A 23417-nucleotide genomic window follows, 5' to 3' on the forward strand; every position below is an offset into this window, starting at 1 on the left:
GCCCCCCTAGCCGCGGAACCTGAGCACGGTGGTGAACCCCGCCGCGCCGACCGCGAAGCCGGTGCCGACCAGCGTGGTGGTGGGTTCCTTGCGCCCGAAGCCGGCGGAGTACCAGCCCAGCGGCGGGTCGGTCTCGCCGCGATGCGCCCGCCAGGACAGCTGCCCGGGCAGGTCGAGCACCGCGGAGCGGTCCTCGCCGTCCCGGGTCCAGGTGAGCTGTGCCCGGTTCCCCACCAGGTCCGCGGCGATCGCCGGGCCGAGGTGGAACGCCAGCTGCACGGCCCGGCGCGGGCTGTGTTGGCCGTGGACCTCGTCGACCACCCTCAGCTCCTGGCTCGCGGCCGTCAGCTCCACCCGGCGGCGGTGCACGGAACGCTGGTAACCGTCGTGCTCGGCGCACCAGCGGGCCACACCCTCGTCGGATGTGTCTGCGGCCAGGACGCGGCTCCTGGCCTGCCGGGTCCACAGGAACGGGCCGCCGGAGACGGACTGGTCACCGCCGTCCAGTTGCAGGGTGTTGTGGCCGAGGGTCGACCGGAAGTACTGCCGCCACTCGGGCTGCCCGTGGTAGCAGAACGTCCCCGGGTCGGCGAGCACGTCGACCCCGTCGTGCCGGACCTCCACGGACAGCGCGTCCGCGTGGGCATGCGCGGCGATGGACAGGAAGCCGTGCGGACCACCGTCGCAACGGCACCAGATCTCTCCCGGACCGCGCAGGATGGTCATGCCCGCGTCGGCGAAATGGGCCGGTCGGCTCGCCGGGCGGGTCACCGCCGGTGCAGTTCCCATTGCCGGTGTACTTCCCATTTTCGCGTACGGCCGGATGAGCGCGGCCAGCAGCGGGGTGCGCACATCGGTGCCGGTCACCGCCGGCCACCAGGCGAGCCGGCCGAACACGGCGTCCCCGGTGGCCAGCAGCGAGGCCCAGCGGTCGGTGCCCGCGCCGTCCACGACCAGACCGTGCCCGTCGTCCGCGTCCCCCTGGCGCGGTGGCCGTAACCGGCTGTCCACGACGGCAGCGAGCGCGTCGGTCATCCGCAGCAGCACCAGCCGGATCGACGCGGGGACCGGCACGCCTGCGGCATCCGCCTCAGCCACCGCGGCCAGGCCGAGTTCCAGCACGAGTCCGTGGTACTCGGTGGCCAGCTCGCGGTTGAGGCCGGAGCCGAAGGTGTTGCTGCGCAGGTGCCGCTCCAGCGACCGCAGCGCGTCGGCCCGCCAACGCGCCGAGGAGGGGAACCACCCGAACGCGCAGGCTGCGGCGAACTGCCCGGCGGCCTCGGCGATGATGTGGTTGTTCGCCGAAGACCCCCTGCTGGGGAAGGCGGCCAGCCAGCGCTGGTGGTGCCAGATCTGGTTCAGCGCCACCGGGTTGCCCTCGAACAGCCCGGCCACGCCCGGCCAGCCGTCGAGCAGCCGGCGGATCCACACCCAGGACAGCAGCCGGATCCCCAGCTCGATGCCGCTGGTCCAGTGCACTCCGCGCAGCGGCGCGTTGCCCGCCCACCACGACCGCAGGTGCTCGGCCACGCGCTCGGCGTACCGCTCGTCCCCGGTGATCGCGTAGGCGGCGGCGAGCACGGTGAGGTACTGGTGCCGGGACAGCTCCCAGATCTGCTTGATGTCCCCGACCGCGTCCTCGTTGCGGTACGGCACGTCGAAGGCGTAGCCCCACGGAGCCCGGCGCCCGGTCTTCGGGTCGTACCACCAGTCCGGGTCGGCCAGGTCGTCGCGGACCACCCCGAAATACTCGGCGTGCCCGGCCATCAGCCGGTCCGCCTCGGCGATGAGACGTTTCGCGGCGTCCGGTGGCACCGCGGCGATCGTCCCTGCGGGCAGGACCGCGGTGAACCGGGCGCCGGTCACGCTCGGGCAGTTCGGCCGCGTCGACCGCCACCGCCGCCTGCGCACCGTGTCGCCCACCCGGCCCGCGACCTCCTGCGGTCCCATCCGGGACAGCCGCCGCAGGTACCAGCCCGCGCTCATGGTCATCGCGCTCTCGCCAACGTCACCGGCGCGCCACCGGCCGGGCCGGACTGCACGGCGAGCGTGGCCGCCGTGGTGGCGACCAGCGACTGAAGCGGCACCGGCATCGGCGCGCCGGTCCGGACGGCCTTGATGAACGCGGCCAGCTCGGCGTTCTGGCCCTTGTCCCGGGCCTTGGGCAGCCGCGAACTGACCCACCGCTTGCGGCGGCCATCGTAGACAGCGGCGCGGACGAAGTCGTCGAGCCGCAGCGCACGGCCGTCCGCGACCAGGTCCAGCGTCTCCTTGGGGAAGCCGGCCGGGCCGGTGGTGACGTAGCTGATGGTGGCGGTGGACCCGTCCGGGTAGCGCAGCACGACCTGCAGGTCCTCGTTGCCGGACGTGGCGACCGCGTACACCGAGACCGGGTCGGCCTCGAGCAGCCAGCTCGCCGTGTCGATGAAGTGCCCGCCCTCGCCGGCGAACCGCGAGCCCTCGGTGCCCTGTTGGAGGTACCAGCTGCCGTGCTGCAGCCGGCCCGCGTTGACCAGGTAGCGCAGGCTCGCCGGACCGGTCCGGGCGCCGAACTGCTTCCTGGCCTCCTGCAGCAGTGGCGCGAACCGGCGGTTGAAGCCCACCTGCAGCCGGTCGTTGCCGGACTCCTCCACCGCCGCGAGCACGCCGGCCAGCTCGTCCTCGGTGAGGGCCAGGGGCTTCTCCACGAACACCGTCTTGCCGGCCAGCAGTGCTCTTCGGGTCAGTTCGGCGTGCGAGCTGTGCCGGGTGACCACGAACACCGCGTCGACGGACTTGTCGCCGAGCACGGCGTCGAGGTCGGTGGTCGCCTCGGCGAAGCCGAACTTCCGCTGCGCGTTGGCCGCGGACAGCGCCGTCGTGGTGACGACGGTCGACAACTGCACACCCTCGCGCTGTGCCAGGTGCGGCAGCAGCATCGACGTCGCGTAATTGCCGGCGCCGACGAACGCGAGGCGCACCGGCGTCTTGGCGGCCCGGGCCGGACTCCGCTGCATGCTTTTAGTGGACACAGCCACCGCGGGCACGGCCACCGCCGGGGCCGCCGCTTCCTCAGCCTTCTCCTCCTGCCCGGGGTACTGGAACAGCACGGCGACGGCCTTCAAGTCGCCGTCCTTCAGGCGCCGGTACGTCTCGACGGCGTCGTCGAAGTCGGCGACGTGGGAGATCAAGGGCTCGACGTCGACGCTGCCGCGGGCGAGGAGGTCGAGGAAGCACGCCAGGTTGCGGCGCTCGGTCCAGCGCACGTAGCCGATCGGGTAGTCCCGCCCCTCCAGCTCGTACTCCGGGTCGTAGCGCCCGGGGCCGTAGCTGCGGGAGAACCGGACGTCGAGTTCCTTCTCGTAGTACGCGTTCCACGGCAGGTCCAGGCGGCACTTGCCGATGTCGACGACCCGGCCCCGGTCCCGGCTCAACTTGGCGGCCAGCTCGACGGGTTGGTTGCTGCCGCCGCCGGCGGCCAGGTACACCTGGTCCACGCCGTGGCCGCCGGTGAGCTCGGCGACGGCGGATTCCACGGCCGCGGACGCGGGATCGCCGCAGGCCGCGGCGCCCTGGCGCTCGGCGAGTTCGCAGCGCACCGGGTCGGGGTCGACGCCGACGACTCGGACTCCCGAGGCGGCCAGAAGCTGCACGACCAGCTGCCCGATCAGGCCGAGGCCGATGACCAGCGCCACCTCGCCGAGCTGCGGCTCGCCCTGGCGGACGCCCTGCAACGCGATCGACCCGACGGTGCCGAAGGCCGCGTGCCGGGGCGCGAGGCCGTCCGGCAACGGGGCGTAGAGGTTCTTCGGCACCCAGTTGAGCTCGGCGTGCAACGCGTGCTCGTTGCCGGCGCAGGCCACGAGGTCGCCGATCTTCACATCGTCGATCCCGGCGCCGACCTGCTCGACCACCCCGCACAGCGAGTAGCCCAGCGGCGTGTAGGAGTCCAGCTTGCCCATCACCTTGCGGTAGGTGGCGGGCACCCCGTTGGTGGCCACGCTCTGCATGACCTTGGCCACCTGGTCCGGCCGGGAGCGGGCCTTGCCCAGCATCGACATGCCGGCCTCGGACACCTTCATCAGCTCGGTCCCGGTGGATATCAGCGAGTAGGCGCTGCGGACCAGCACACCGCCCGGCTTGCACCCCGGCACCGGAACGTCGAGCACCGCCAGCTCGCCGCTCTTGTAGTTCTGTACAACCTGCTTCACTCGAACTCCCCTGATTCCTAAGCCGTTTGCCGAGTGCTCTGGCGGGACCCAGAGGTCGCGTCGCGATACCAGTACTCGAGGGTCAGTACGTGCCACAGATGCTTGGAGAAGTCCTGCTGCCCGGCGGCGTCCTCGGCGACCATCCGCTTCAGGGCGTCGCGGCGCAGGATCCCGGAGCGGACGAGCTCGCCGTCGTTGACCACCTCGCGCACCAGCGGTGCCAGGTCCCGGCTCATCCAGGCCCGCAGCGGAGCGCTGAACAGGCCCTTGGGCCGGTACACGATCTCCCGGGGCAGGATCGAGGTGGCCGCTTCCTTCAGGACGGCCTTGCCCTGTCGTCCGGCGATCTTGCGGTCGCCGGGCACGGCGAACGCCGCCTTGACCACCTCGACGTCCACGTACGGCACCCGCACCTCGGTCGACGCGGCCATGCTGGAGCGGTCCGTGTACGTGAGGTTCAGGCCCGGCAGGAACATCCGGGCGTCGCCCAGGCACATGCGGTTGACGAAGTCGTCGAGGTCGTTGTCCTGGTAGATGTCCGCGTGCTCGGTCAGCACGTCCTCGACCGTCCCGGCCAGGTCCGGATCGAGAAGGGCGAGCAGCTCGTCCTGGTCGTACATGGTGTAGCTGCGCCGGAACGCGGTCTCCTCCGGCAGATCGGCGAAGGAGAGGAACCGCTTCGCGAAGCGCACCGACCGGTACCCGCGGCGGGACGTGGCGACCGGCAGCCGGTCCACGGCCGCGGAAACCCCGCGCCGAAGGAGGCGCGGGACGCGCTGGTAGCGCAGCGCGATCAGGTTGGCCAGGTGCTTGCGGTACCCGGCGAACAGCTCGTCGGCTCCCATCCCCGAGAGCATCACCTTGACCCCGGCCTCCCGGGCGGCCGAGCAGATCAGGAACGTGTTGATCGCGGCAGGGTCGCCGATCGGCTCGTCCAGGTGGTACGTCATCTGCGGCAGCAGGTCGAGCACGTTCGGGGCGATCTCGATCTCCTGCAGGTCGACGCCGAACCGCTCGGCCACCCGCCGGGCATAGCGCAGATCGTCGGGCATCGCCTCGAACTTGGCGTCCTCGGCGCGGAACCCGATCGTGTAAGCGGAGATCCCGGGTTGGTGGCGGGCCGCCAGCGCGGTCAGGTAGCTGGAGTCGAGGCCGCCGGAGAGGAACGTCGCCACGGGTACGTCGGAGAGCAGGTGGCGCCGAGTGGACTCCTCGACGAGGGCAGCGACATCCGGCCGCTCGCCGGCCCGGGCCTGCTCCCGGCCCTCGGCGGCGACGTCCTTCAGGTTCCAGAACCGGCCGCGCTCCACCCGACCGTAGGGCCGGCACCTCAGCCAGCTCCCCGGCGGCAGCTTCTCCGCCTCGCGGAACGCGCACCGTGAGTCCGGCACCCAGTAGTACAGCAGCGAGGCCACCAGCGCCGCATGGTCCACCTCCAGCGATCCGCCGGTCGCGGCGGCGAGCGCCTTGAGCTCGGAGGCGAACACCAGGCCCGCACCGCGCCGGAGCAGGAACAGCGGCTTGATGCCGAGCTGGTCGCGGGCGAGCACCAGGTCACCGGTGCGCTCGTCGAAGATCCCGAACGCGAACATGCCGCGCAGCCGGGGCAGGCAGTCCGTGCCCCAGCGCCGCCAGGCCTCCAGCAGCACCTCGGTGTCGGAGGTACCACGGAAGCGCACCCCGGCGGCTGCCAGCTCGGCACGCAGCTCGGGCGCGTTGTACAGCTCGCCGTTGTACGTCAGGACGAGGCCGCCCGAGACCATCGGCTGGGCGCCGGTCTCGGACAGGTCGATGATGGCCAGCCGGCGGTGCCCGAGGTGCACTTCGCCGTCACCGGCGGGGTGGCTGTACCGGCCCGCCCCGTCCGGACCGCGGTGGGCGAGGGTATCGGTGAGCCGGTCGGTCACGACCTTCCCGTCCGGCCATCGGTAAGTGCCTGCGATGCCACACATGTCCTACTGCGCCTCCTGGTCGCTGTCCGGGACCCGTGCGGCCCACATCGGCAGCCGCTCCGTCCGCCGCCGGCCCGTCCCCTTCTGCCGGGCCAGCCGCTCGCTATGGCCCCGCAGCGCGATGTGCAGCCCGTCCCACAGCGTGCCGTCGGTCCGGTCACGCGGATCGGGGTCGATCAGCACCACACCGATCGCCGGAATGCGCTGGTCCGCGAGCTGCCGCGCCACGGTGTGCAGCCATGCGGCGCTGCCGTGCCCGGCACGCACGACGAGCACGGTCTGGGTGCCGAGGTACTGCAGGTCGGTCCACGCCGTGCCGGGCGCCACCGAGCCGACGCCGATCCTGCGCTCCTCGGGCGACACGGCCGCGGCACGCTCGCCGCTGACCACGGTGGGGTCTCCTGGCTTCGGGCGTCGGCGTGCGAGCTGCGGGCCGGGCAGACCATCGATGATGACCACTGGCCCGTCCGCCGCCAGTGCCCTGGCGACGTTCAGGGCGATCACGCTCGTGCTGCGCGCACAGCCCAGTTCCAGCAGCGACACCGGTTCCGCGGAGCCGCGCACGGTGCGGGCCAGGGTCGCGGTGAGCCGTTCGCGTGCCGTCCGGGTCCGTCGGCGCTGCCACAGCCTGCCCGACCGGCGGGGCAGCTCCGCGATGACCGAGGCGCCCAGGTTCGCCGCGATGTCCCGGCGCAGCACGGGGCGGTCCGCCACCACCGTGCCGACCGCGGCCAGCGCGAGCCCGAGGACGAGCCCGAGGACGAGCCCGATCCCGGCGTTGGTGACAGCGGCCCTGGGCAGGGAGTGCCGCATCGCGCGCGGGGCGTCCACGATCTGCGTGCCGGCGATGATCTGGGGCGTGCCGACGCGCGCCTCTTCGGCGCGCTGGTCGAAGTCGGCGATCCGCGAAGTGAGCTCGGCCCGGCGGGCGAAGAGCGACTCCGTGCTCGCCGACGCCTTCGGGCCGCTCTCCGGCGGTCCGTCTCCGATCACCTTGTTGACCTCGGCGAGTTCCTTCCGCATGCGGTCACGCTGGTCGAGCAGGGCCTTGGCCTCGGCCTTCGCGGTCTCCTGCATCCGCCTCACATGGTCCGCGACGAACGCGTCGGCCAGCGCCTTGGCCCGGGCCACCGCTTCCGCGTCGCTGTCACCTGTCACCTCGATCTGCAGCAGGTTGTTGGTCAAGCCGGTACCGCGGTAGTCCCGCATGAAGTCTTCCGGGTTTTCCGGGGACTTGAGGGACTGCAGGGCCTTGTCGGCGATCCGCGTGGTGTGCAGCAGGGCGACGTCGGTGCGGATCAACGTTCCGGTGTCGTTCGGCTGGTCCTCCTTGTGCGTGACCAGCACCTTGGTCACCGCGGTCGGTGGCGGCGGCAGCAGGACCGCCACCGCCCCGCCGACCAGCAGCCCCAGCAGCGCCAAGGAGCACCAGAGGCGGCGGCGCCTGCGCACCGCCACGACCAGCGCCTGCAGATCCAGCAGCGGAGCGGCGGCCGACGACTCCGATGTCGTGCTCGTCGTCACACCGAACCTCCCGTCGCGTGGCCGCGAACCGCGAGCGCCAGAGTGGCCTTGTCCGGAGGGTGGTCGGCAGACCGCGTCGGACGGGCCCGGACCGTGCCGGCGACGACGATGCCGACGACCTCGTGCCCCGCGTCCGCACACGCCTCGGCGATGCCGGCGAGCTCCCCTGCGGTCCAGCTGCCCGCGCTGAGCACCACCAGGGCACCGGACTCGGTGTCGCGGTCCGGCACCAGCGGCTGGGACACCGAAACTCCCACCACGCGCAGCAGCAGATCACTCTCGGCCTCGGCGACGAGCTGCCCGGCGGCCCGGCGGGCGATCTCGTCGCGGTCCGGTACGACAACCAGCAGCCGCCGGGGAGCGGGCAGTTGGTCCCGGAGGCGAGCGCACACCCGCCGGTAGCGGATCCGCCTGTCGGCCTCGTCGCCGGACCTCTGCGGGGTCGGTATGTCCCACCGGGTGTCGACGCCGAGAAGGCGGCGGATCCAAGCCCGTGAGTCACGGCTTTCCGTCCGGTGCGCGCGCTGTTCATCCGGCACGTCGACGGTGCCGAGGAGCGCCGAGCCCAGCGCCGCGGCGATCTCCGGTTCGGTGCGCAGTCGGCGACTCACCCGGGCGGCGGCGAGATGGCCGACGACCGCGAGCAGGAAGAACAGCAGCGCCCCGGCGACGATGAGCTGCATCCTCGTCGGCGCTGCCGCGCCGGTCGGCCGGGGTGCCGGCCCCATGACGACCATGCTGGCCTTGTTGGTCGCCGGGGCGGCCTCGTCCAGCTTCTTCATGGCCTCCTGCAGCGCGGTGCGCAGCTTCTCGAGCTCGGTGCGGGCCTGCACGCTCTCCACGGTCTGCCCCGGATCGGCCGCATTGGCCAGGTCGGTGATGCGGCGGTTGGTCTCCGCCACCTTCTTCCGCAGCGCCTCGGTCCCCGTAGCCGTTTCGGGGTCGGTACTGCCGCCAGCGATCCGCGCGGCGAAGGTGACGAATTGCTGGGCCACCTGGTCGGAGAGCCGCTGCGCGCGCTCCGGGGTGTCGGCCGTACCCGAGATGTTGATGATGTTCCCGTCGGCGGCCTTGGCGCTCAGTTGATCCCGCAGCTCGGCGCCGCTGACGCCCTTCCAGCCGAGCGTGGCGGCCGCGCGGTCGACCACCGCCGAACTGGTCGCGATGTCCACCTGGGTGAGCAGTTCGCGCTCCTCCCACTGCCCCGGCAGCAGTACCGATGCCGACGCCGTGTACCGCGGCGGAAACAGCAGCACCGAGGTGCCGTAGCCGACGAGCGCGCCCACCACGGCGAGGGCGGCGAGAAGCCGCCACCGCCGACGGAGAATCCGTCCGATCGTGGCCAGGCGGATCGTGTCATCACTCAATGGCGCGGCCTCTTCCCCGTACGGACCGGCCCACCTGCCGACACCGGAGCTTGGTCCCGGCAGGCAGCGGCGTAGGCGGCGAGCAGCGAGGCTTGCGAGTTCCGCCAGGAGAGCGGCCCGCTGATCCGCTCCTGGCCGATCTTGCCCATCCGGGCCCGCTGTTCCGGATCGTCCAGCAGCAGCGCGATGAGCCCCGCGAACTCGGCCTCGTCGTCGGCGGACGCGTAGACGGCCGCGTCACCGGCGGAGACGCGCGCCTCCTTCAGGTCGAACGAGACGATCGGCCGCCCCATCGCCATGTACTCCAGGACCTTGTTCATGGTCGACACGTCGTTGAGCGGATTGCGCGGGTCGGGGGAAAGGCACACGTCCGCGGTGGACAGGTAGCGCACCAGGTCGGCGTCCGGAATGCGCCCGGTGAACTGCACCTGCTCGGAGAGACCGAGCCGCCGGGACAGCTCCACCATCGCGTCGAAGGCGTCGCCGGCGCCCACGAACACGGCATGCCAGTCGGTCCGCCCGAGCTCGTCGCGCAGCTTCGCAAGGGCCCGCAAGGCGTAGTCGACGCCGTCCTGAGGGCCCATGACACCGAGGTAGCACAGCAGATGAGGCTTGCCGCGCTTCAACTCCGGCTCGGGCGGTACCGGTTGGAACCGCTCGATCGCGGGCGCGCTGCGCACCACGAACACGTCCTCCGGCCGCAGGCCGCCACGGCGCAGCGCGACGTCCCGGTAGCTCTCGTTCGTGGCGAGCACGACGTCCGCGGCCCGGTAGGTCCGCCGTTCCAGCGCGCACACGGCGCGGTAGAGCAGGTCTTCGCCGCGGTCGAACCGGGAGAGGTACAGCTCGGGTACCAGGTCGTGCTGGTCGAAGACGAACCGTGCGCCGTGCCGCTTCAGCCACAGTGCCGGCAGGAACAGCAGGTCGGGCGGGTTGCAGGCGTGGACCACGTCGACCGGGCCGACCTTGCGGGCCAGCCGGACCGTGTGCCACAACGCCGATCCGTACTCCCGCAGGTAGCCGGCCGGACCTCCGGTCGCCGCGCGCAACGGGTAGCGGTGAATCCGCACCCCGTCGATCACCGCCTCCGGCTCCCTGTCCCGCTTCTCCCCCCGGGGACAGATGACGTTCACCTCCCAGCCCGCGTCGCGCAGCGTCGTGCACTCCTGCCACACCCGCCGGTCGAACGGCACCGACAGGTTCTCCACCAGGATCAGCGCGCGCCGGTTGGGCCCGTCGCCGCCGGTTGTGTCACCGAGCGATGTGTTACCAAGCAAGGCCTATGTACCCCGGTTCGGTCCGGCGCGCCTCGGCGTCGGGAAGGCGGATGAGGTCGACGATCACCGGGCTGTCTCCATGGGGCAGCGCCGACAGCACGGCCGGATCCCGGGTCCCGACCAGGCACGCCTCGGCGTGTTCGAGCACCTCGTCGACGGAGTCCGCGAGCAGCTGCGCAAGGTGCGGCAGCCGGCTCTCGATGTACTCGCGGTTCGCGCCGAGCAGCCGGGAGAGGCTCACATTGGCGTCGTAGATCTTGAGGTCGTAGCCCTTGCCGAAGAGCCTCTCCGCCAGCTCGACGAGCGGGCTCTCGCGGAGGTCGTCGGTGCCGGGTTTGAAGGACAGCCCGAACAGGCCCACCCGGCGCTTGCCGGTGCGCTCGACCAGGTCCACCGCGCGCTGCAGATGGTCGGAGTTGGAGGCCAGCACGTGGGAGAGGATGGGCACCGAGACGTCGGCCCGCTGTGCCGCGTGGACCAGGCTGCGCAGGTCCTTGGGCAGGCAGGAGCCGCCGAAGGCGAAGCCGGGCCGCAGGTAGGCGGGGCTGATGTTCAGCTTGCGGTCGGCCAGGAACACGTCCATCACCTGGTGCGAGTCCACCCCGAGCGCCTGGCACACCGCGCCCAGCTCGTTCGCGAAGCCGATCTTGAGGCCGTGGAACGCGTTGTCCGCGTACTTGATCGCCTCGGCGGTCGGGACCGGCACCCGGAACACCTCGCCGGGCAAGCCGTCGTACAGCTCCATCACCGCATTGCCGCTTGCCGGGTCGAGCTCGCCGATGACGGTCTTGGGCGGGTCGAAGAAGTCCCGCACGCTCGTGCCCTCGCGCAGGAACTCCGGGTTGACCGCGACCCCGATGTCCACCCCGGCCGTGCCGCCGACGTTCTTCTCCAGGATCGGCACCAGCAGGTTCAGGCAGGTGCCCGGGAGCATGGTGCTGCGGAACACGACGGTGTGCCGCCCACCCCGCTCGGCCAGCGCTGCGCCGATCTCCTCGGTGACCCGCTCCAAGTACGTGGTGCACAGGCTGCCGTTGGGCTCCGACGGCGTGCCCACGCAGACCAGCGACACCTCGCTGCCCATGATCGCCTCACGGACGTCGCCGGTGGCGCGCAACGCTCCGGTCCGCACGACCTCGGCGATGAGCTCGCCGATCCGCTCCTCGACCACCGGGGCCTTGCCGCCGTTGACCAGGTCGACCTTCACCTGGTTCACGTCCACCCCGATGACCTCGTGCCCCATGCTGGCCAGGCACGCGGCCGACACACAGCCCACGTAGCCGAGCCCGAAAACGCTGACTCTCATGACCCGTTCCTCCCCCCAGGCAGGCCCTTGCGGCCTGCGGTCCGCGCGTCGGCTGTACGACGACGCCACCCCCCGCGCATCAGTAGGCCCCCTGCCCCTGGAGCACCGCACGCAGCGTCTTCCACAAGATCACTGTGTCCAGGGCGAGCGACCAGTCCTCCACGTACCGCAGGTCGAGGCGGACCGCCTCCTCCCACGGCAGGTCGCTGCGTCCGCTGATCTGCCACAGCCCGGTGAGCCCGGGCTTGACCAGCAGCCGCCGCCGGATGTCCGGGTCGTACGCGGCGCACTCCTCCGGTAACGGAGGCCGCGGTCCGACGAGGGACATCGATCCGGTGAGCACGTTGAAGAGCTGCGGGAGCTCGTCGAGCGAGTACCGGCGCAGCACTGCTCCCACCCGGGTCACCCGCGGATCCCGGCGGAGCTTGAACAGCAGGCCTGCGCCCTCGTTGCGGTCGGCCAGCTCCGCACGTGCCCCGTGGGCCCCGGCGGCCATGGTGCGGAACTTGAGAATGGTGAACTCGCGGCCGTCCTTGCCGACCCTGCGCTGGCGGTAGAACGCCCCGCCCCGACTGTCCACCAGCACGAGCAGCCCGACGAGCACCATCAGCGGCGCGAACAGCACCAGCAGGACCGCCGCGCCCACCCGGTCGACGACCCCCTTGATCGCCCGGCGGCCCCCGGTGAAGGTCGGCATGCTGACCCGCAGCAGCGGGATCCCGAGCACCGCGTCGACGTGCAGCCGCGGGCCGGCCACCTCCATCAGCACGGGGGCCACGACCATCTCGGCGTCGCTGCCTTCGAGGTTCCAGGCCAGCCGCTGCAGCCGGTCCGGTGACCAGTGCGGGTCCGGTGTGACCGCGACGACACGGTAGCCGTCGTGGCGGACGTGCTTGGCGACGTCCCCCAGTCGACCGACGACCGGCACTCCGTCCAGGTGGTCACCGTCGAGCCCGCGACCGTCCGTCGTGCACACCGCCTCCACCCGCCAGCCGATGTGCGGGAACTTGCGGGTCCGGGTGATCAGGTCGCGTACGGTGTCCGGGCTCCCGGCAGCGAGCACCGGTCTAAGGCACTGCCCTTCGTTCCGCTGCTTGTGCAGCCACAGGCGCAGCAGATACCGCGCGGTCATGGTGACGAGCGCGATCGCGGGGATCGCGACGAATATCCAGAGCTTGATGTTGCGCGAGGTCAGGGCGATCCCGCCGAGCGCCAGGACGACGGTCGCCGTGAACAGTGAGCGTCCGAGCCGGCGGAATTCCTCGGCGCCCTGGCCCAGCACGGCCGGAGCCCACGACCGGCTCACCGCAAGCGCCCCCAGCACCAGCAGCTCGGTGCCGAATGCGAGAATTCCCCATTTCTCGTGCCAGTTGGCCGCGTCCCGGGCCCCGAAGAAGTTGCCGATCGCCGCCACCACCAAGGCGGTGGCCGCGGTATCGCTGATGATCACGGTACGGCGGTACCGCTGCTCCCAGTCGTTCGCGGGCTGGCTGATTGCCCCATTCGCCAGACGCCCGCGCTCCGACGGAAAAGGGCCGACTAATCCCCCCTGCCGCACAGAACCCCCCTGGTTCCCAGTGGTTCGACGTGTTCGCCTAACACTGTTCCTCCCCTCGGGAGGCCCCCGCCCCCCGCATGCTTCCTCCCCTCGGGAGGCCCCCCGCCCCCCGCGCCGCGCTGTTCCTCCCCGCGGGAGGCTCCCGCCCTCCCGCGCATGACATCCCGGCTACTTCAGCGCTACGTGAACAACCCGCCCCGGCCGCAGCGGACTCGCATGTCCTGCCAGACTTCCGAGGTGCGCGGGAACCCGTCGAAACCTCGGGTGCTCCCCGCACCCGAAGCCCCCTCGCGGGCTCCAGGAATTGATCACCCCCACGTCTGGCGCCGGAGACGCAGCTGCTGGCTGTCCGTAGCACCAGACCCATAGATCATCATTTGTCGCCTGGTGTCCCAGCATGTGAAGCACGGTCAATCTAGACCATCGGGGGCTGTCTGGAGAGAGGGATGTGTGGAATTTGTGCCCACGATTTGAAGCCGGGTCCACGGATCAGTGACCGCCTGCGGGTGCCTCGGCGACGAATGCGTGCCGTGTGACCTGTGATGACGGGAGTTCTCCGGGTCTGCCGGCTGGGCCGAGCACAGGGCCTGTCCGGGACCACTTCCACAGTTCTTTGGCCCGATTGCGGGTGCCCAGGCGGATCGGCCGCCCCGGTGCAGTGGTGCCGCAACCGGCCGATCAGATCGCCGAACACTGCACACCAGGCCGTCCCCGAACTGAGGAACCGCCGCCGGGGCCGGCCCGGCCAGGGTTCCTCGCTCAGGACCGGGATCGGGCGATGAGCAGCGCGACGTCGTCCTCACCACCGGGTGTGCGCAGAACTCCCAGGATGCGGTCGCAGGTGTCTTCCAGATCGTGGCCACGTGTCGCGGTGAGGGCGTCGAGGAGGGTGTCCAGGCGAGCGTCGATGGGTTCGCTTCGGGTTTCGACCAGGCCATCGGTGTAGAGGGCCAGCACATCGCCGGGGCGGAAGGCAATGGTGGTGGCCTCGAAGGGGACCCCGCCGACGCCCAGCGGTGCGCCGGTGGGCAGGTCGAGCAGCTGTGCCGCGTGGCCGAGACGCATCAGGGCCGGGGGCAGGTGGCCGGCGAGGCAGATCTCGCACTGATCCTGATGAGGGTCGTAGACACAGTAGATGCAGGTGGTGATGGTCTGCTCGACACCCTCGGTCAGGTGGTCGAGGTGACGAAGCGCCTCGGCGGGGGCGAGGCCGAGCTCGGCGAAGGCCCGGGCAGCGCTGCGGAGTTGCCCCATGGTGGCGGCGGCATTGATGCCGCTGCCCATGACGTCCCCTACCACCAAGGCGGTCCTGTTGCCCTGGAGAGGTATGGCGTCGTACCAGTCGCCGCCGATCTCGCTCGTGGCGCCGGCGGGCTGATAGCGGCAGGCAACCTCCAAGCCGGACAGGTGGGATGGGGGCTCGGGCAGCAGGCTGCGCTGGAGGGTGAGGGCCGCATGGCGCTGGGCCTGGTATCCGCGGGCGTTGTCGATGCAGACCGCGGCTCGGGCGGCCAACTCACCAGCGAGGAACGTGTCGTCGTCATCGAATGGTGCGGGATTTCGGGTGCGTTTGAGGTCGAGAACGCCGAGAACTTCACCCCGGGCCAGGAGGGGTACGGCCAGGTAGGAGTGCACCCCGGCCGCCGAGAGAAGAGCGGCGGCCTCGCGATGTCGGGCGATGCGCTCCAGATCCGCCGGGGTGGTGTGGGGCACCAGCACTGGTTGACGGGTGCGCACGCACTGGGTGATCAGGCGGTCGCTGCCGTACGAGGCGAGTCCCCCTAGTGGGTCGGCCGCGCGGACCGCTTCGGTGGAGTCGGTGGCGCTGACGGCGAGGGCACGGAAGAAGGCCGGGCCCTCGTGTGTCGCGATCCGGCCGTCAAGTGCGCTGTCGAGTACGTCCACGGCGGCCACATCGGCCAGGACCGGTACGACGACGTCGGCAAGCTCGCGCGCTGTCGTCTCCAGATCGAGAGTGGTACCCACGCAGGCGGAAGCCTTGGCGATCAGTGCCAGCCGTTGCCGGGCCTGGGCCGCCTCCGCATTGGCGCGATGACGTTCAGTGACGTCGATGACGGAGTAGGCGAGGCCCAGCACCCGCCCACCGGAGTCCTCCAGCCGGTAGTACGAGACGGACCAGGCGTGCTCGTGGTCCGGGTCGACGGGCGGACGACAGACGATGTCCCGGTCCACGACCGACTCACCCGTCTCCAGGACACGGCGCAGACGTGCCTCGGGGTCCGTGTCCAGGAAGGTCAGGACCTCGCCGACCGGCCGGCCGAGACGCTCGGTGGCGGACTGACCGGTGATGCGTTCGAGAGCGGGGTTCACGGCCAGATACCGCAGGTCCGGGTCCAGAATGGCCAGCCCGACCGGGGACTGGGACACCAGACACATGGCCAGGGCGGCATCTCGCTCGACCCGCTCCACAGCCGCCTGGTCCGCGGCAAGGCCCAGGACATAGGTGTCCCCGAGGGCGTCCAGCAGCCGCATGTTGCGGAACTCCACCAGGCGGGTGCTGCCGTCCTTGTGCCGGATCGGGTAGGCCCCGGCCCAGTCGACGCCGGATTCCATGACCTCGGCGAACTGCTTGATCACCTCGTCGCGGTGCTCCTCGTGGACCGTCAGCGGAGCCGCGTACTGACCCAGCGCTTCTGCTGCGGTGTAGCCGAACAGTTCCTCGGCCTTCGGGCTCCAGAAGACCACCTGGCCCGTCGCATTCAGCACCACTGCGGCGACGCCGAGCAGATCCAGCAGGCCAGTTGGCGGCGTGGCCGGACCCGCCGCTGACCGGCCGTCGCCTGCTCGGGGGGAATCCGTCGTGCCCATGTCTCATTTCCCTTCCCGCTCGGCGCCTTGGCTCGTGCCGTACCGGCGGGCGTACTGCCTTCATCCATGGTCGTCCCAGATCGAGGCGGCACACACCTGGACCGACTGCTGACACACCGGCCGGCCGCGGGTGATCGAGCGGGTGCGCAGAGGCAGCGCGGCGATACCTCGAGTGGCCAGGCCGGGGCCCGCTCGCCGACTCGGATTGGCATCTATCCGGTCCGCCCCGAACTGCCCAGCGTCATCGGCAGTCGTCCGTTGGATGTCCGAGTTCTCCCCCGAGAGGCCCCTGGTAGCGGCCACTCCCCGGACGGGCCCATGGTGCGACCACCGGCTGCTGGGGTCCTCTGCTCGGTCAGTGAACGGTCGGCGTCGGCCCCTCCGGAGCGTCGAGCTTGAACCTCCGTCGGATGTCCGGACGGTCGAGCAGTCTGGGCGGGTCCCGTGATGCGGCGGTGCGGTGCGCGCGAGATCATGAACGGGGTTCGGGGCGCCTCTGCAGCTACGTCTCGCTGCCCTGACTGTCCAGGCTGTGCAGGGGTGAAAGCCTTGGAATGAGGTGTCGGAGCATGGAGATCAAGGGATCGGTCGCGCTGGTGACCGGCGCGAACCGGGGAATCGGACTGGCGTTCACGCGCGCTCTGCTGGCCCGGGGTGCCGCCAAGGTGTACGCGGGTGTCCGCCGCCCCGAGGACTTCGGTGAGCCCGGCGCGGAACCCCTGCGCCTCGACGTCACCGACCCCGACCAGATCGCGGCCGCCGCTGCGACGGCGTCCGACGTGACCATCGTGATCAACAACGCCGGTATCCAGGCCGGTCCTGGCCTCCTGGAGGGGTCTTTGGAGGGGGCCCGGAAGGAGCTGGAGGTGAACTATCTGGGCACCTGGGCCGTCTCGCGGGCCTTCGCACCCGTCCTCGCCGCGAACGGTGGCGGAGCCCTGGTGAACATGCTGTCGGTGGCCTCGTGGCGAGCCAACAACCGGTTCCCCGGTTACGCGGCCTCGAAGGCCGCCCAGTGGTCGCTGACCAATGCACTGCGCATGGGGCTGCGGGAGCAGGGCACGCTGGTCGTCGGCGTGCATGTGGGCTTCGTCGACACCGATGCGACCGTGACGATCGACGCTCCCAAGGTGGAGGCTGCGGACGTGGCCGCGAAGACCATGGACGCGATCAGCCACGACGAGCCGGAGGTTCTCGTCGACGAGACGGCCCGCCGGGTGCGCGCTGCGTTGTCGGGCCCGTTGGAGCTGCTCTATCCCACCCCCTGACGATGCGCGCGCCGGATCGCGGAGGCCGACTGCATCCGAGAGCAACCGTGAGGTGGAGGGATGAGCACGGACAGTGACTTCGACGTCGTGGTTCTGGGAGCCGGCCCCGGCGGATACGTGGCCGCCATCCGCTGCGCGCAGCTGGGACTGCGCACGGCCGTCGTGGAGGGCCGGTTCTGGGGCGGTGTCTGCCTGAACATCGGCTGCATCCCCGCGAAAGCTCTGCTGCGCAACGCCGAGGTCGCGCAGTTGTTCCTGCACGACGCGGAGAAGTTCGGGGTGAAGATCAGCGGAGACGTCACCCTGGACTACCGGGCCGCCCACGAGCGGAGCCGGGTGGTGGCCGAGGGACGCTCGAAGGGCGTCACCTACCTCATGCGCAAGAACAAGATCACCCAGTTCGAGGGCAAGGGCACCTTCCTCGATCCGCACACGCTGCAGGTGCGGATGAGCGACAGCGAGGCGACGCTCTCCTTCCGCTCCTGCATCATCGCGACCGGTGCGATCGTGAAGCTGCTGCCCGGAACGGTGCCGGGCAGGCGCGTGGTCACCTACGAGGAGCAGATCCTCGCCGACAGCCTTCCGGCCAGCCTGATCATCGCCGGCGCCGGCGCCATCGGGGTCGAGTTCGCCTACCTGCTCCGCTCCTACGGCGTGGAGGTCACGCTGGTCGAGTTCCTCGACCGTATCGCGCCGCTGGAGGACGAGGAGGTCTCGGCCGAGCTCGCCAGACGCTTCAAGCGACAGGGCATCCGCGTGCTGACCTCCGCGCGCGTGCAGTCCATCGAGGAGGCCGAGGACAGGGTCCGCGTGATGGTCGAGCAGGGGGGCCGACAGCAGGTCCTGGAGGCCGAGAAGGTGCTGCAGGCCACGGGTTTCCAGCCACGGACGGGTGGCTATGGGCTGTCCAGCACCGGTGTACGGCTCACCGACCGCGGAGCCATCGACGTCGACGGGCACTGCCGGACCAGCAAGTCGCACATCTACGCGATCGGCGACGTCACGGCGAAGCTGATGCTGGCCCACACCGCCGAGGCGATGGGCATCGTGGCCGCCGAGAGCATCGCCGGCGCGGAAACCATGGAGCTGGACTATCGCATGATCCCGCGCGCCACGTTCTGCCGGCCCCAGATCGCCAGCTTCGGCTGGACCGAAACCGAGGCACGCGCCCAGGGCTTCGACGTCCGGGTGGCGAAGTTCCCCTTCACGGCCAACGCCAAGGCACACGGCTTCGGCGACACCGCCGGGTTCGTGAAGCTGGTCGGTGACGGCCGTGACGGCGAACTGCTCGGCGCCCACCTGATCGGTCCCGACGTCACCGAGCTGCTGCCGGAGTTGACCCTGGCGCAGAAGTGGGACCTGACGGTCAACGAGCTCATCAGGAATGTCCACGCGCATCCGACGCTCAGCGAGTCGGTGCAGGACGCCCTGCACGGACTTGCGGGACACATGATCAATCTCTGAGGACGTCTCCGCAGGTACGTCCACAAGGCAAAACCGTTGAAACAGGCCCGGCCCCTGCCCGACCCCGTCAGGTCAAAGCGTGTGCCGAGGCACCAGGACGCGTGTAAGCCTGTCGCGGGTCGAGAGGCTCGTGATCGGCCGTGCAGACGACGACGGCTTCCACCTGTTCGCCGCAGTCACGGTGACGTACCTCCAAGGGCGGCCCCTCCGGGTCCGCGGTGTAGCGGTCGCCCCACTGTTTGAGGGCGATCATCACGGGCCACAGATCCCAGCCCTTGCGGGTGAGCCGGTACTCGTGGCGAGTGCGGTGGCCCTGCTCGCGGTACGGGACGGTTTCCAGGATCCCGGCGGCGACCAGTTTGCGCAGCCGGTCCGCCAGCACCGCCTCGGACAGTCCCACGTGCCGGCGGAAGTCATCGAAACGGTGCACGCCGTTCATGGCGTCGCGCAGCACCAGCAGCGACCACTTCTCGCCGATCAGGTCGAGGGTGCGCTGCACCGTGCAGTTCTCGGTGCTGGTCTCCAGCCAGGTCATGCAGCCATCGTAGGCTGGCTTCGACATTGACAGCCAGAGGTCCTGCTGGCTAGCTTCGGATACTGAAGCCAGTCAGGGGAGGAAGAGGCCGATGACGAGGTCACGCACGTTCGAGTGGCAGGATCCGAGCATCTCTGCTGCCGCTGTCGGCCAGGAGAACGGTCTCGACTTCCTGCGGAGTGTGCTGAGCGGACGTCTGCCTGCCGCGCCCATCGCCGCGACCCTCGGATTCACCCTGGAACAAGTCGAGTTCGGCCGCGCCGTCTTCGCCCTGGAACCGGGAGAGGAGCACTACAACCCCATCGGCAGCGTCCATGGCGGCGTCTACGCCACCCTCCTCGACTCCGCCGCGGGCTGTGCCGTGCAGTCCGTTCTTCCGGCGGGCATGGGATACACCTCGCTCGACCTGAATGTGAAGTTCCTGCGCCCGATCACCGTCGACAGCGGCAAGGTCCGTGCCGTCGGCACCGTCCTCAACCACGGCCGCCGCACCGCCCTGGCGCAGGCCGAGCTGCTCGATTCCGAGGACCGCCTGCTCGCCCATGCCACCAGCAGCTGCATGCTCTTCCCCGTCTCTCGGAGCTAGGCAACGGCAACCGCGAGCCGCCACCTCTCCGACCTGCCGCTGTGGTGATCACGACACGCGACTGCTACGCCCCAGGTCACTTGGTTACCGTCCAAGCCTCCGGCCCACCGCCGCGCCACTCGATCAGGTCTGGGTCGTCGATCGTCGTATCGGTCTCGGGCAGACCCGCTCGGCGCAGAAACTCGATGAGATCGAGCAGGTGATACGCAGTGCCGACGTGCTCACCGCGGACCGTGACCCGCCGGCCACCGTCAGGGCCCGGCGGCTGCACAATCACAGGCGCGCCTTCCATAGCTAGTGGATGCCCCTTGCGGAGCAGCTCACACACGCGTTCGCCCAGGGCTACCGCTGCGGGATGGCGAGTTCACGGCCGCGGTAGAAGCCTTCGCGCTCTTCTACGACGTACGGGGCCATGCCGGCCCGCCGTTGCGCCTCGGACTCGGAGGCCCGCCAGGAGTCACACGCCTCCCTGGAGTCCCAGAAGGACACTCCGGTGATCTCCTCGCCGTCCTCGGACCAGTACGCGAAGGCACGGCGCAGACCCTCCGGGTAGGGGGCCGGCCGCCATGCCTTCTCGAAGTCCTCCAGGGCGCCCGCCCGGATCCGGCGCGTCGTCACCCAGACGAAGTGCTCCTCCATCACAGCCTCCTCCACTACGCCGTTTCGGCTCGTCGGCGCCACTTCGACCACCGTAGGTCCACTGCAGCGATCGCGCCTGCGCGGCGATCGCGTCGGGACACAGGAGGCGGGACATGATGGAGTACAGATGCGTTCTGCGAGGAGGCGTACAGCATGGCCGGGTCGGGCTCTGACGGCATTGAGGACGTGGCGGGCGGCAAGGCGCGGTTCGACGACATCTACGACCGGCCGGACCCGCGTGCCTACTTCAGGCGGCTGGCCCCGCTGGAGTACGAGATCCCGCACCACGCCCAGCCGGTCTTCCGGCAGGTCGCCGCCGCACGGGCTGCGCTCGACGACGGCCGCTCCCAGAGGCCGGCGGTGCTGGACGTGTGCTGCTCGTACGGGATCAATGCCGCGCTGCTCAACCACGACGTGACGCTGGCGGAGATGTACGAGCGGTACACCTCCCCCGCCCTCCGGACGATGTCGACGGCGGAACTGGCGGCACGCGACAAGGTGTTCTATGCCGAGCGGCGCCGACCGGACGCGGTGCCGGTGTTCGGCCTGGACGTCGCGGCGCCCGCCGTGCACTACGCGCTCGAGGTGGGGCTCCTGGATGCCGCCTTCACGGACGACCTGGAGCAGGGCTCACCCGGTCCCGGGCTGAGCCGCGCGCTCGCCGAGGTCGGCCTCATCACGCTGACGGGCGGCGGCAGCTACATCACCGACCGAACGTTCTCGGCGCTGCTGGACGGTGCCCGGCGACCGGTATGGCTCAGCGTGTTCGTGCTGCGAACGGTGTCATTCCACTCGGTCGTCCGGACACTGGCCGCCCACGGTCTGCGCACCACCCTCGACGTCTCCCGCACCTATCCCCAGCGCCTCTTCACCGACGAGCGGGAACGACAGTATGCGATCGCGGCGGTACGGGCGCTGGGCAGCGACCCCGCCGGGCATGAGGAGAACGGCCGTTTCCACAGCCTGCACTACGAGTCCCGTCCCGCTGCACGGTGACAGCCAAGGTGGGCAGGCCAACCGAATCCGGCCCTCACCGTGCGCAGCCGACATCCAGCACTTCGATCACGTCGCCGTGGACCGTGTAGAGCAGCCAGCACCACTCGCCGAACGCTGCCGCCAGGCTCGGGGGCCGAATCTCCGCGTCCTTGGTGACCGCGTCGATGAGCGCGATGATCTCCTCGTGCGTCTCGTCCGGTACGTCGAAGAGCACGTCGGCGGCCTGTTGGATCAGTTCGACTCGCATGGCGGCATCCGCAGACGGGCAGGAACGTCGCAGCCGACGAGGCGGCGCACACAGCCCACTCGACGGCTGGACAGAGTCCCGCATGACCACCATAGAGCCACTTTCTGCCGCACGCGGGGGCCGGGCGGGGTCAGGAGGACCGTGGCCGTCTGACCCACCCCAGGGAGCGTTCGACGGCTCGCTGCCAGTTCTCGTACTCCCACTCGCGGCGGTCGGGGTCCATGTCGGGCAGCCACTGGGCGGCCCGGTGCCAGTTACGGCGCAGAACCTCCAGGTCGGACCAGTAACCGGCGGCGAGTCCGGCCGCGTAGGCGGCGCCCAGGGAGACCGTCTCGGCGACCATGGGCCGCACCACGGGCACGTCGAGCACGTCGGCCACGAACTGCATGAGCAGGTTGTCCGACGTCATGCCGCCGTCGACCTTGAGCTGGGTGAGGGCGACCGAGGAGTCGGCGTTCATGGCGTCGACGACCTCGCGCGTCTGCCAGCCGGTGGCCTCCAGAACGGCACGCGCCAGGTGTCCCTTGGTGATGTACGAGGTGAGGCCGACGATGACCCCGCGCGCGTCGCTGCGCCAGCGGGGGGCGAACAGGCCCGAGAAGGCGGGGACGATGTAGCAGCCGCCGTTGTCCTCCACCGTCCGCGCGAGGGTCTCGATCTCCGGAGCGGTGCTGATCAGTCCCAGGCGGTCGCGGAACCACTGGACGAGTGCGCCGGTGACGGCGATCGAGCCTTCCAGGGCGTAGACGGGCTGCTGGTCCCCGATCTTGTAGGCGACGGTCGTGAGGAGTCCGTGCCGGGACCGTATGAGGTCGCTGCCGGTGTTGAGCAGCAGGAAGCTGCCCGTTCCGTACGTGCACTTCGCCTCGCCCGGGGAGAAGCAGGTCTGGCCGAAGAGGGCGGCCTGCTGGTCGCCGAGGGCGGCCGTGATGCGGACGCCCGGCAGGAGCGCGCCGGCATCGCCGTACGGTTGGGCGGACGGTCTGATCTCGGGCAGCATCGTGCGGGGCACCCCGAAGAAGGCCAGCAGCTCCTCGTCCCAGGTGAGCGAGCGGATGTTCATCAGCATCGTGCGGCTGGCGTTGGTGGCGTCGGTGATGTGCAGGCCGCCGTCGGCGCCTCCGGTGAGGTTCCAGATCAGCCACGTCTCCATCGTCCCGAACAGCACCTCTCCGTCCTTCGCGCGCTGTTCCAGCCCCTTGACGTGGTCGAACAGCCAGCGGATCCGCAGCGCCGAGAAGTAGGTCGAGGGCGGCAGGCCGCACCGTTCGAGGAAGAACTCCTCGCCGGGCCGCTGTCCGAGCTCCTCCACCATCGGCGCCGTGCGGGTGTCCTGCCAGACGATCGCCCTGCCCAAGGGGGCGCCCGTCCGCCGGTCCCAGAGCACCGTCGTCTCCCGCTGGTTCGCGAGGCCCACGGCGGCGATCTGTGCCGTGTCGAGACCGGTGTCGGACAGCGCCTCGGGGACGATGCGCTGCAGGTTGTGCCAGATCTCGACCGCGTCGTGCTCGACCCAGCCGGGCCGGGGGAAGTGCTGCTGGTGCTCCCGCTGTGCGACCGCCACTAGCCGCCCTCGCTGGTCGAACAGAATGCATCGGGTGGAGTTGGTGCCCTGATCGATGGACATTACGTACCGTTCAGCCATGATCGGGTCTGCCTTCCGACGGTTCGGGGAGCGG

The 23417-nt window shown here is 70.5% G+C and carries 18 protein-coding genes; 4 read left to right on the forward strand and 14 right to left on the reverse strand.

The features are described from left to right. Window positions 1–6: 6 nt before the first annotated feature. From ACZ5DS_RS08650 to ACZ5DS_RS08690, 9 genes are all read right to left on the reverse strand, one after another. Window positions 7–1992, reverse strand: coding sequence for an alginate lyase family protein (locus ACZ5DS_RS08650; protein WP_468235263.1), 1986 nt, complete (start codon window positions 1990–1992; stop codon window positions 7–9). Then, window positions 1989–4190, reverse strand: coding sequence for a bi-domain-containing oxidoreductase (locus ACZ5DS_RS08655; RefSeq protein ID WP_468235264.1), 2202 nt, complete (start codon window positions 4188–4190; stop codon window positions 1989–1991). The genes ACZ5DS_RS08650 and ACZ5DS_RS08655 overlap by 4 nt, the downstream gene beginning before the upstream one ends. A 17-nt stretch (window positions 4191–4207) precedes the next feature. Then, complete coding sequence (asnB, locus tag ACZ5DS_RS08660; RefSeq protein ID WP_468235266.1) at window positions 4208–6142, reverse strand: asparagine synthase (glutamine-hydrolyzing); 1935 nt, start codon at window positions 6140–6142, stop codon at window positions 4208–4210. Window positions 6143–6145: 3 nt separating this feature from the next. Continuing rightward, a complete protein-coding gene (locus ACZ5DS_RS08665) occupies window positions 6146–7666 on the reverse strand; it encodes a Wzz/FepE/Etk N-terminal domain-containing protein (RefSeq protein WP_468235267.1) in 1521 nt (506 codons plus the stop codon). Continuing rightward, window positions 7663–9033 (reverse strand): Wzz/FepE/Etk N-terminal domain-containing protein, encoded by a 1371-nt coding sequence (locus ACZ5DS_RS08670; RefSeq protein WP_468235269.1) that lies wholly within the window; start codon window positions 9031–9033, stop codon window positions 7663–7665. The genes ACZ5DS_RS08665 and ACZ5DS_RS08670 overlap by 4 nt, the downstream gene beginning before the upstream one ends. Further along, the gene (locus tag ACZ5DS_RS08675) at window positions 9030–10310 is read right to left on the reverse strand and encodes a glycosyltransferase family 4 protein (RefSeq protein WP_468235271.1); all 1281 of its coding nucleotides are present in this window, start codon (window positions 10308–10310) and stop codon (window positions 9030–9032) included. Before ACZ5DS_RS08675 ends, ACZ5DS_RS08670 begins: the two co-directional genes overlap by 4 nt. Then, window positions 10300–11616, reverse strand: a complete 1317-nt coding sequence (locus ACZ5DS_RS08680) for a nucleotide sugar dehydrogenase (protein WP_468235273.1) — start codon at window positions 11614–11616, stop codon at window positions 10300–10302. The genes ACZ5DS_RS08675 and ACZ5DS_RS08680 overlap by 11 nt, the downstream gene beginning before the upstream one ends. 79 nt (window positions 11617–11695) lie before the next feature. Continuing rightward, window positions 11696–13174, reverse strand: coding sequence for a sugar transferase (locus ACZ5DS_RS08685; RefSeq protein ID WP_468235275.1), 1479 nt, complete (start codon window positions 13172–13174; stop codon window positions 11696–11698). 759 nt (window positions 13175–13933) lie between these two features. Continuing rightward, the gene (locus tag ACZ5DS_RS08690) at window positions 13934–16003 is read right to left on the reverse strand and encodes a SpoIIE family protein phosphatase (protein WP_468235276.1); all 2070 of its coding nucleotides are present in this window, start codon (window positions 16001–16003) and stop codon (window positions 13934–13936) included. Window positions 16004–16572: 569 nt separating this feature from the next. Between ACZ5DS_RS08690 and ACZ5DS_RS08695 the strand changes: the two genes are divergently transcribed. Both ACZ5DS_RS08695 and lpdA read left to right on the forward strand, forming a co-directional pair. Then, window positions 16573–17271: an SDR family oxidoreductase gene (locus ACZ5DS_RS08695; protein ID WP_468235278.1), complete on the forward strand. Its 699-nt coding sequence runs from the start codon at window positions 16573–16575 to the stop codon at window positions 17269–17271. Window positions 17272–17331: 60 nt separating this feature from the next. Then, the gene (gene lpdA / locus ACZ5DS_RS08700; protein WP_468235279.1) at window positions 17332–18735 is read left to right on the forward strand and encodes a dihydrolipoyl dehydrogenase; all 1404 of its coding nucleotides are present in this window, start codon (window positions 17332–17334) and stop codon (window positions 18733–18735) included. A gap of 67 nt (window positions 18736–18802) precedes the next feature. On the opposite strand, the gene ACZ5DS_RS08705 is transcribed toward lpdA, so the two are convergent. Then, window positions 18803–19270 (reverse strand): winged helix-turn-helix transcriptional regulator, encoded by a 468-nt coding sequence (locus tag ACZ5DS_RS08705; protein ID WP_468235281.1) that lies wholly within the window; start codon window positions 19268–19270, stop codon window positions 18803–18805. Window positions 19271–19361: 91 nt separating this feature from the next. On the opposite strand from ACZ5DS_RS08705, the gene ACZ5DS_RS08710 reads away from it, so the two are divergent. Continuing rightward, the gene (locus tag ACZ5DS_RS08710) at window positions 19362–19856 is read left to right on the forward strand and encodes a PaaI family thioesterase (protein ID WP_468235283.1); all 495 of its coding nucleotides are present in this window, start codon (window positions 19362–19364) and stop codon (window positions 19854–19856) included. A gap of 76 nt (window positions 19857–19932) precedes the next feature. Here ACZ5DS_RS08710 and ACZ5DS_RS08715 read toward each other — a convergent pair whose 3' ends face one another. Both ACZ5DS_RS08715 and ACZ5DS_RS08720 read right to left on the reverse strand, forming a co-directional pair. After that, on the reverse strand, window positions 19933–20148 hold the full coding sequence (locus ACZ5DS_RS08715; RefSeq protein ID WP_468235284.1) for a hypothetical protein: 216 nt from the start codon (window positions 20146–20148) through the stop codon (window positions 19933–19935). A gap of 50 nt (window positions 20149–20198) precedes the next feature. Further along, the gene (locus ACZ5DS_RS08720) at window positions 20199–20495 is read right to left on the reverse strand and encodes a hypothetical protein (RefSeq protein WP_468235286.1); all 297 of its coding nucleotides are present in this window, start codon (window positions 20493–20495) and stop codon (window positions 20199–20201) included. 153 nt (window positions 20496–20648) lie between these two features. Between ACZ5DS_RS08720 and ACZ5DS_RS08725 the strand changes: the two genes are divergently transcribed. Next, on the forward strand, window positions 20649–21491 hold the full coding sequence (locus ACZ5DS_RS08725; protein WP_468235287.1) for a hypothetical protein: 843 nt from the start codon (window positions 20649–20651) through the stop codon (window positions 21489–21491). Window positions 21492–21525: 34 nt separating this feature from the next. On the opposite strand, the gene ACZ5DS_RS08730 is transcribed toward ACZ5DS_RS08725, so the two are convergent. Both ACZ5DS_RS08730 and glpK read right to left on the reverse strand, forming a co-directional pair. Next, a complete protein-coding gene (locus ACZ5DS_RS08730; protein ID WP_468235289.1) occupies window positions 21526–21738 on the reverse strand; it encodes a hypothetical protein in 213 nt (70 codons plus the stop codon). A gap of 130 nt (window positions 21739–21868) precedes the next feature. Next, window positions 21869–23383 carry a glycerol kinase GlpK gene (glpK, locus tag ACZ5DS_RS08735; RefSeq protein WP_468235290.1) on the reverse strand — a complete coding sequence of 505 codons (1515 nt, stop codon included), beginning with the start codon at window positions 23381–23383 and terminating at the stop codon, window positions 21869–21871. Window positions 23384–23417: the final 34 nt, after the last annotated feature.

Source organism: Streptomyces sp. NPDC031100 (genome assembly GCF_055570785.1).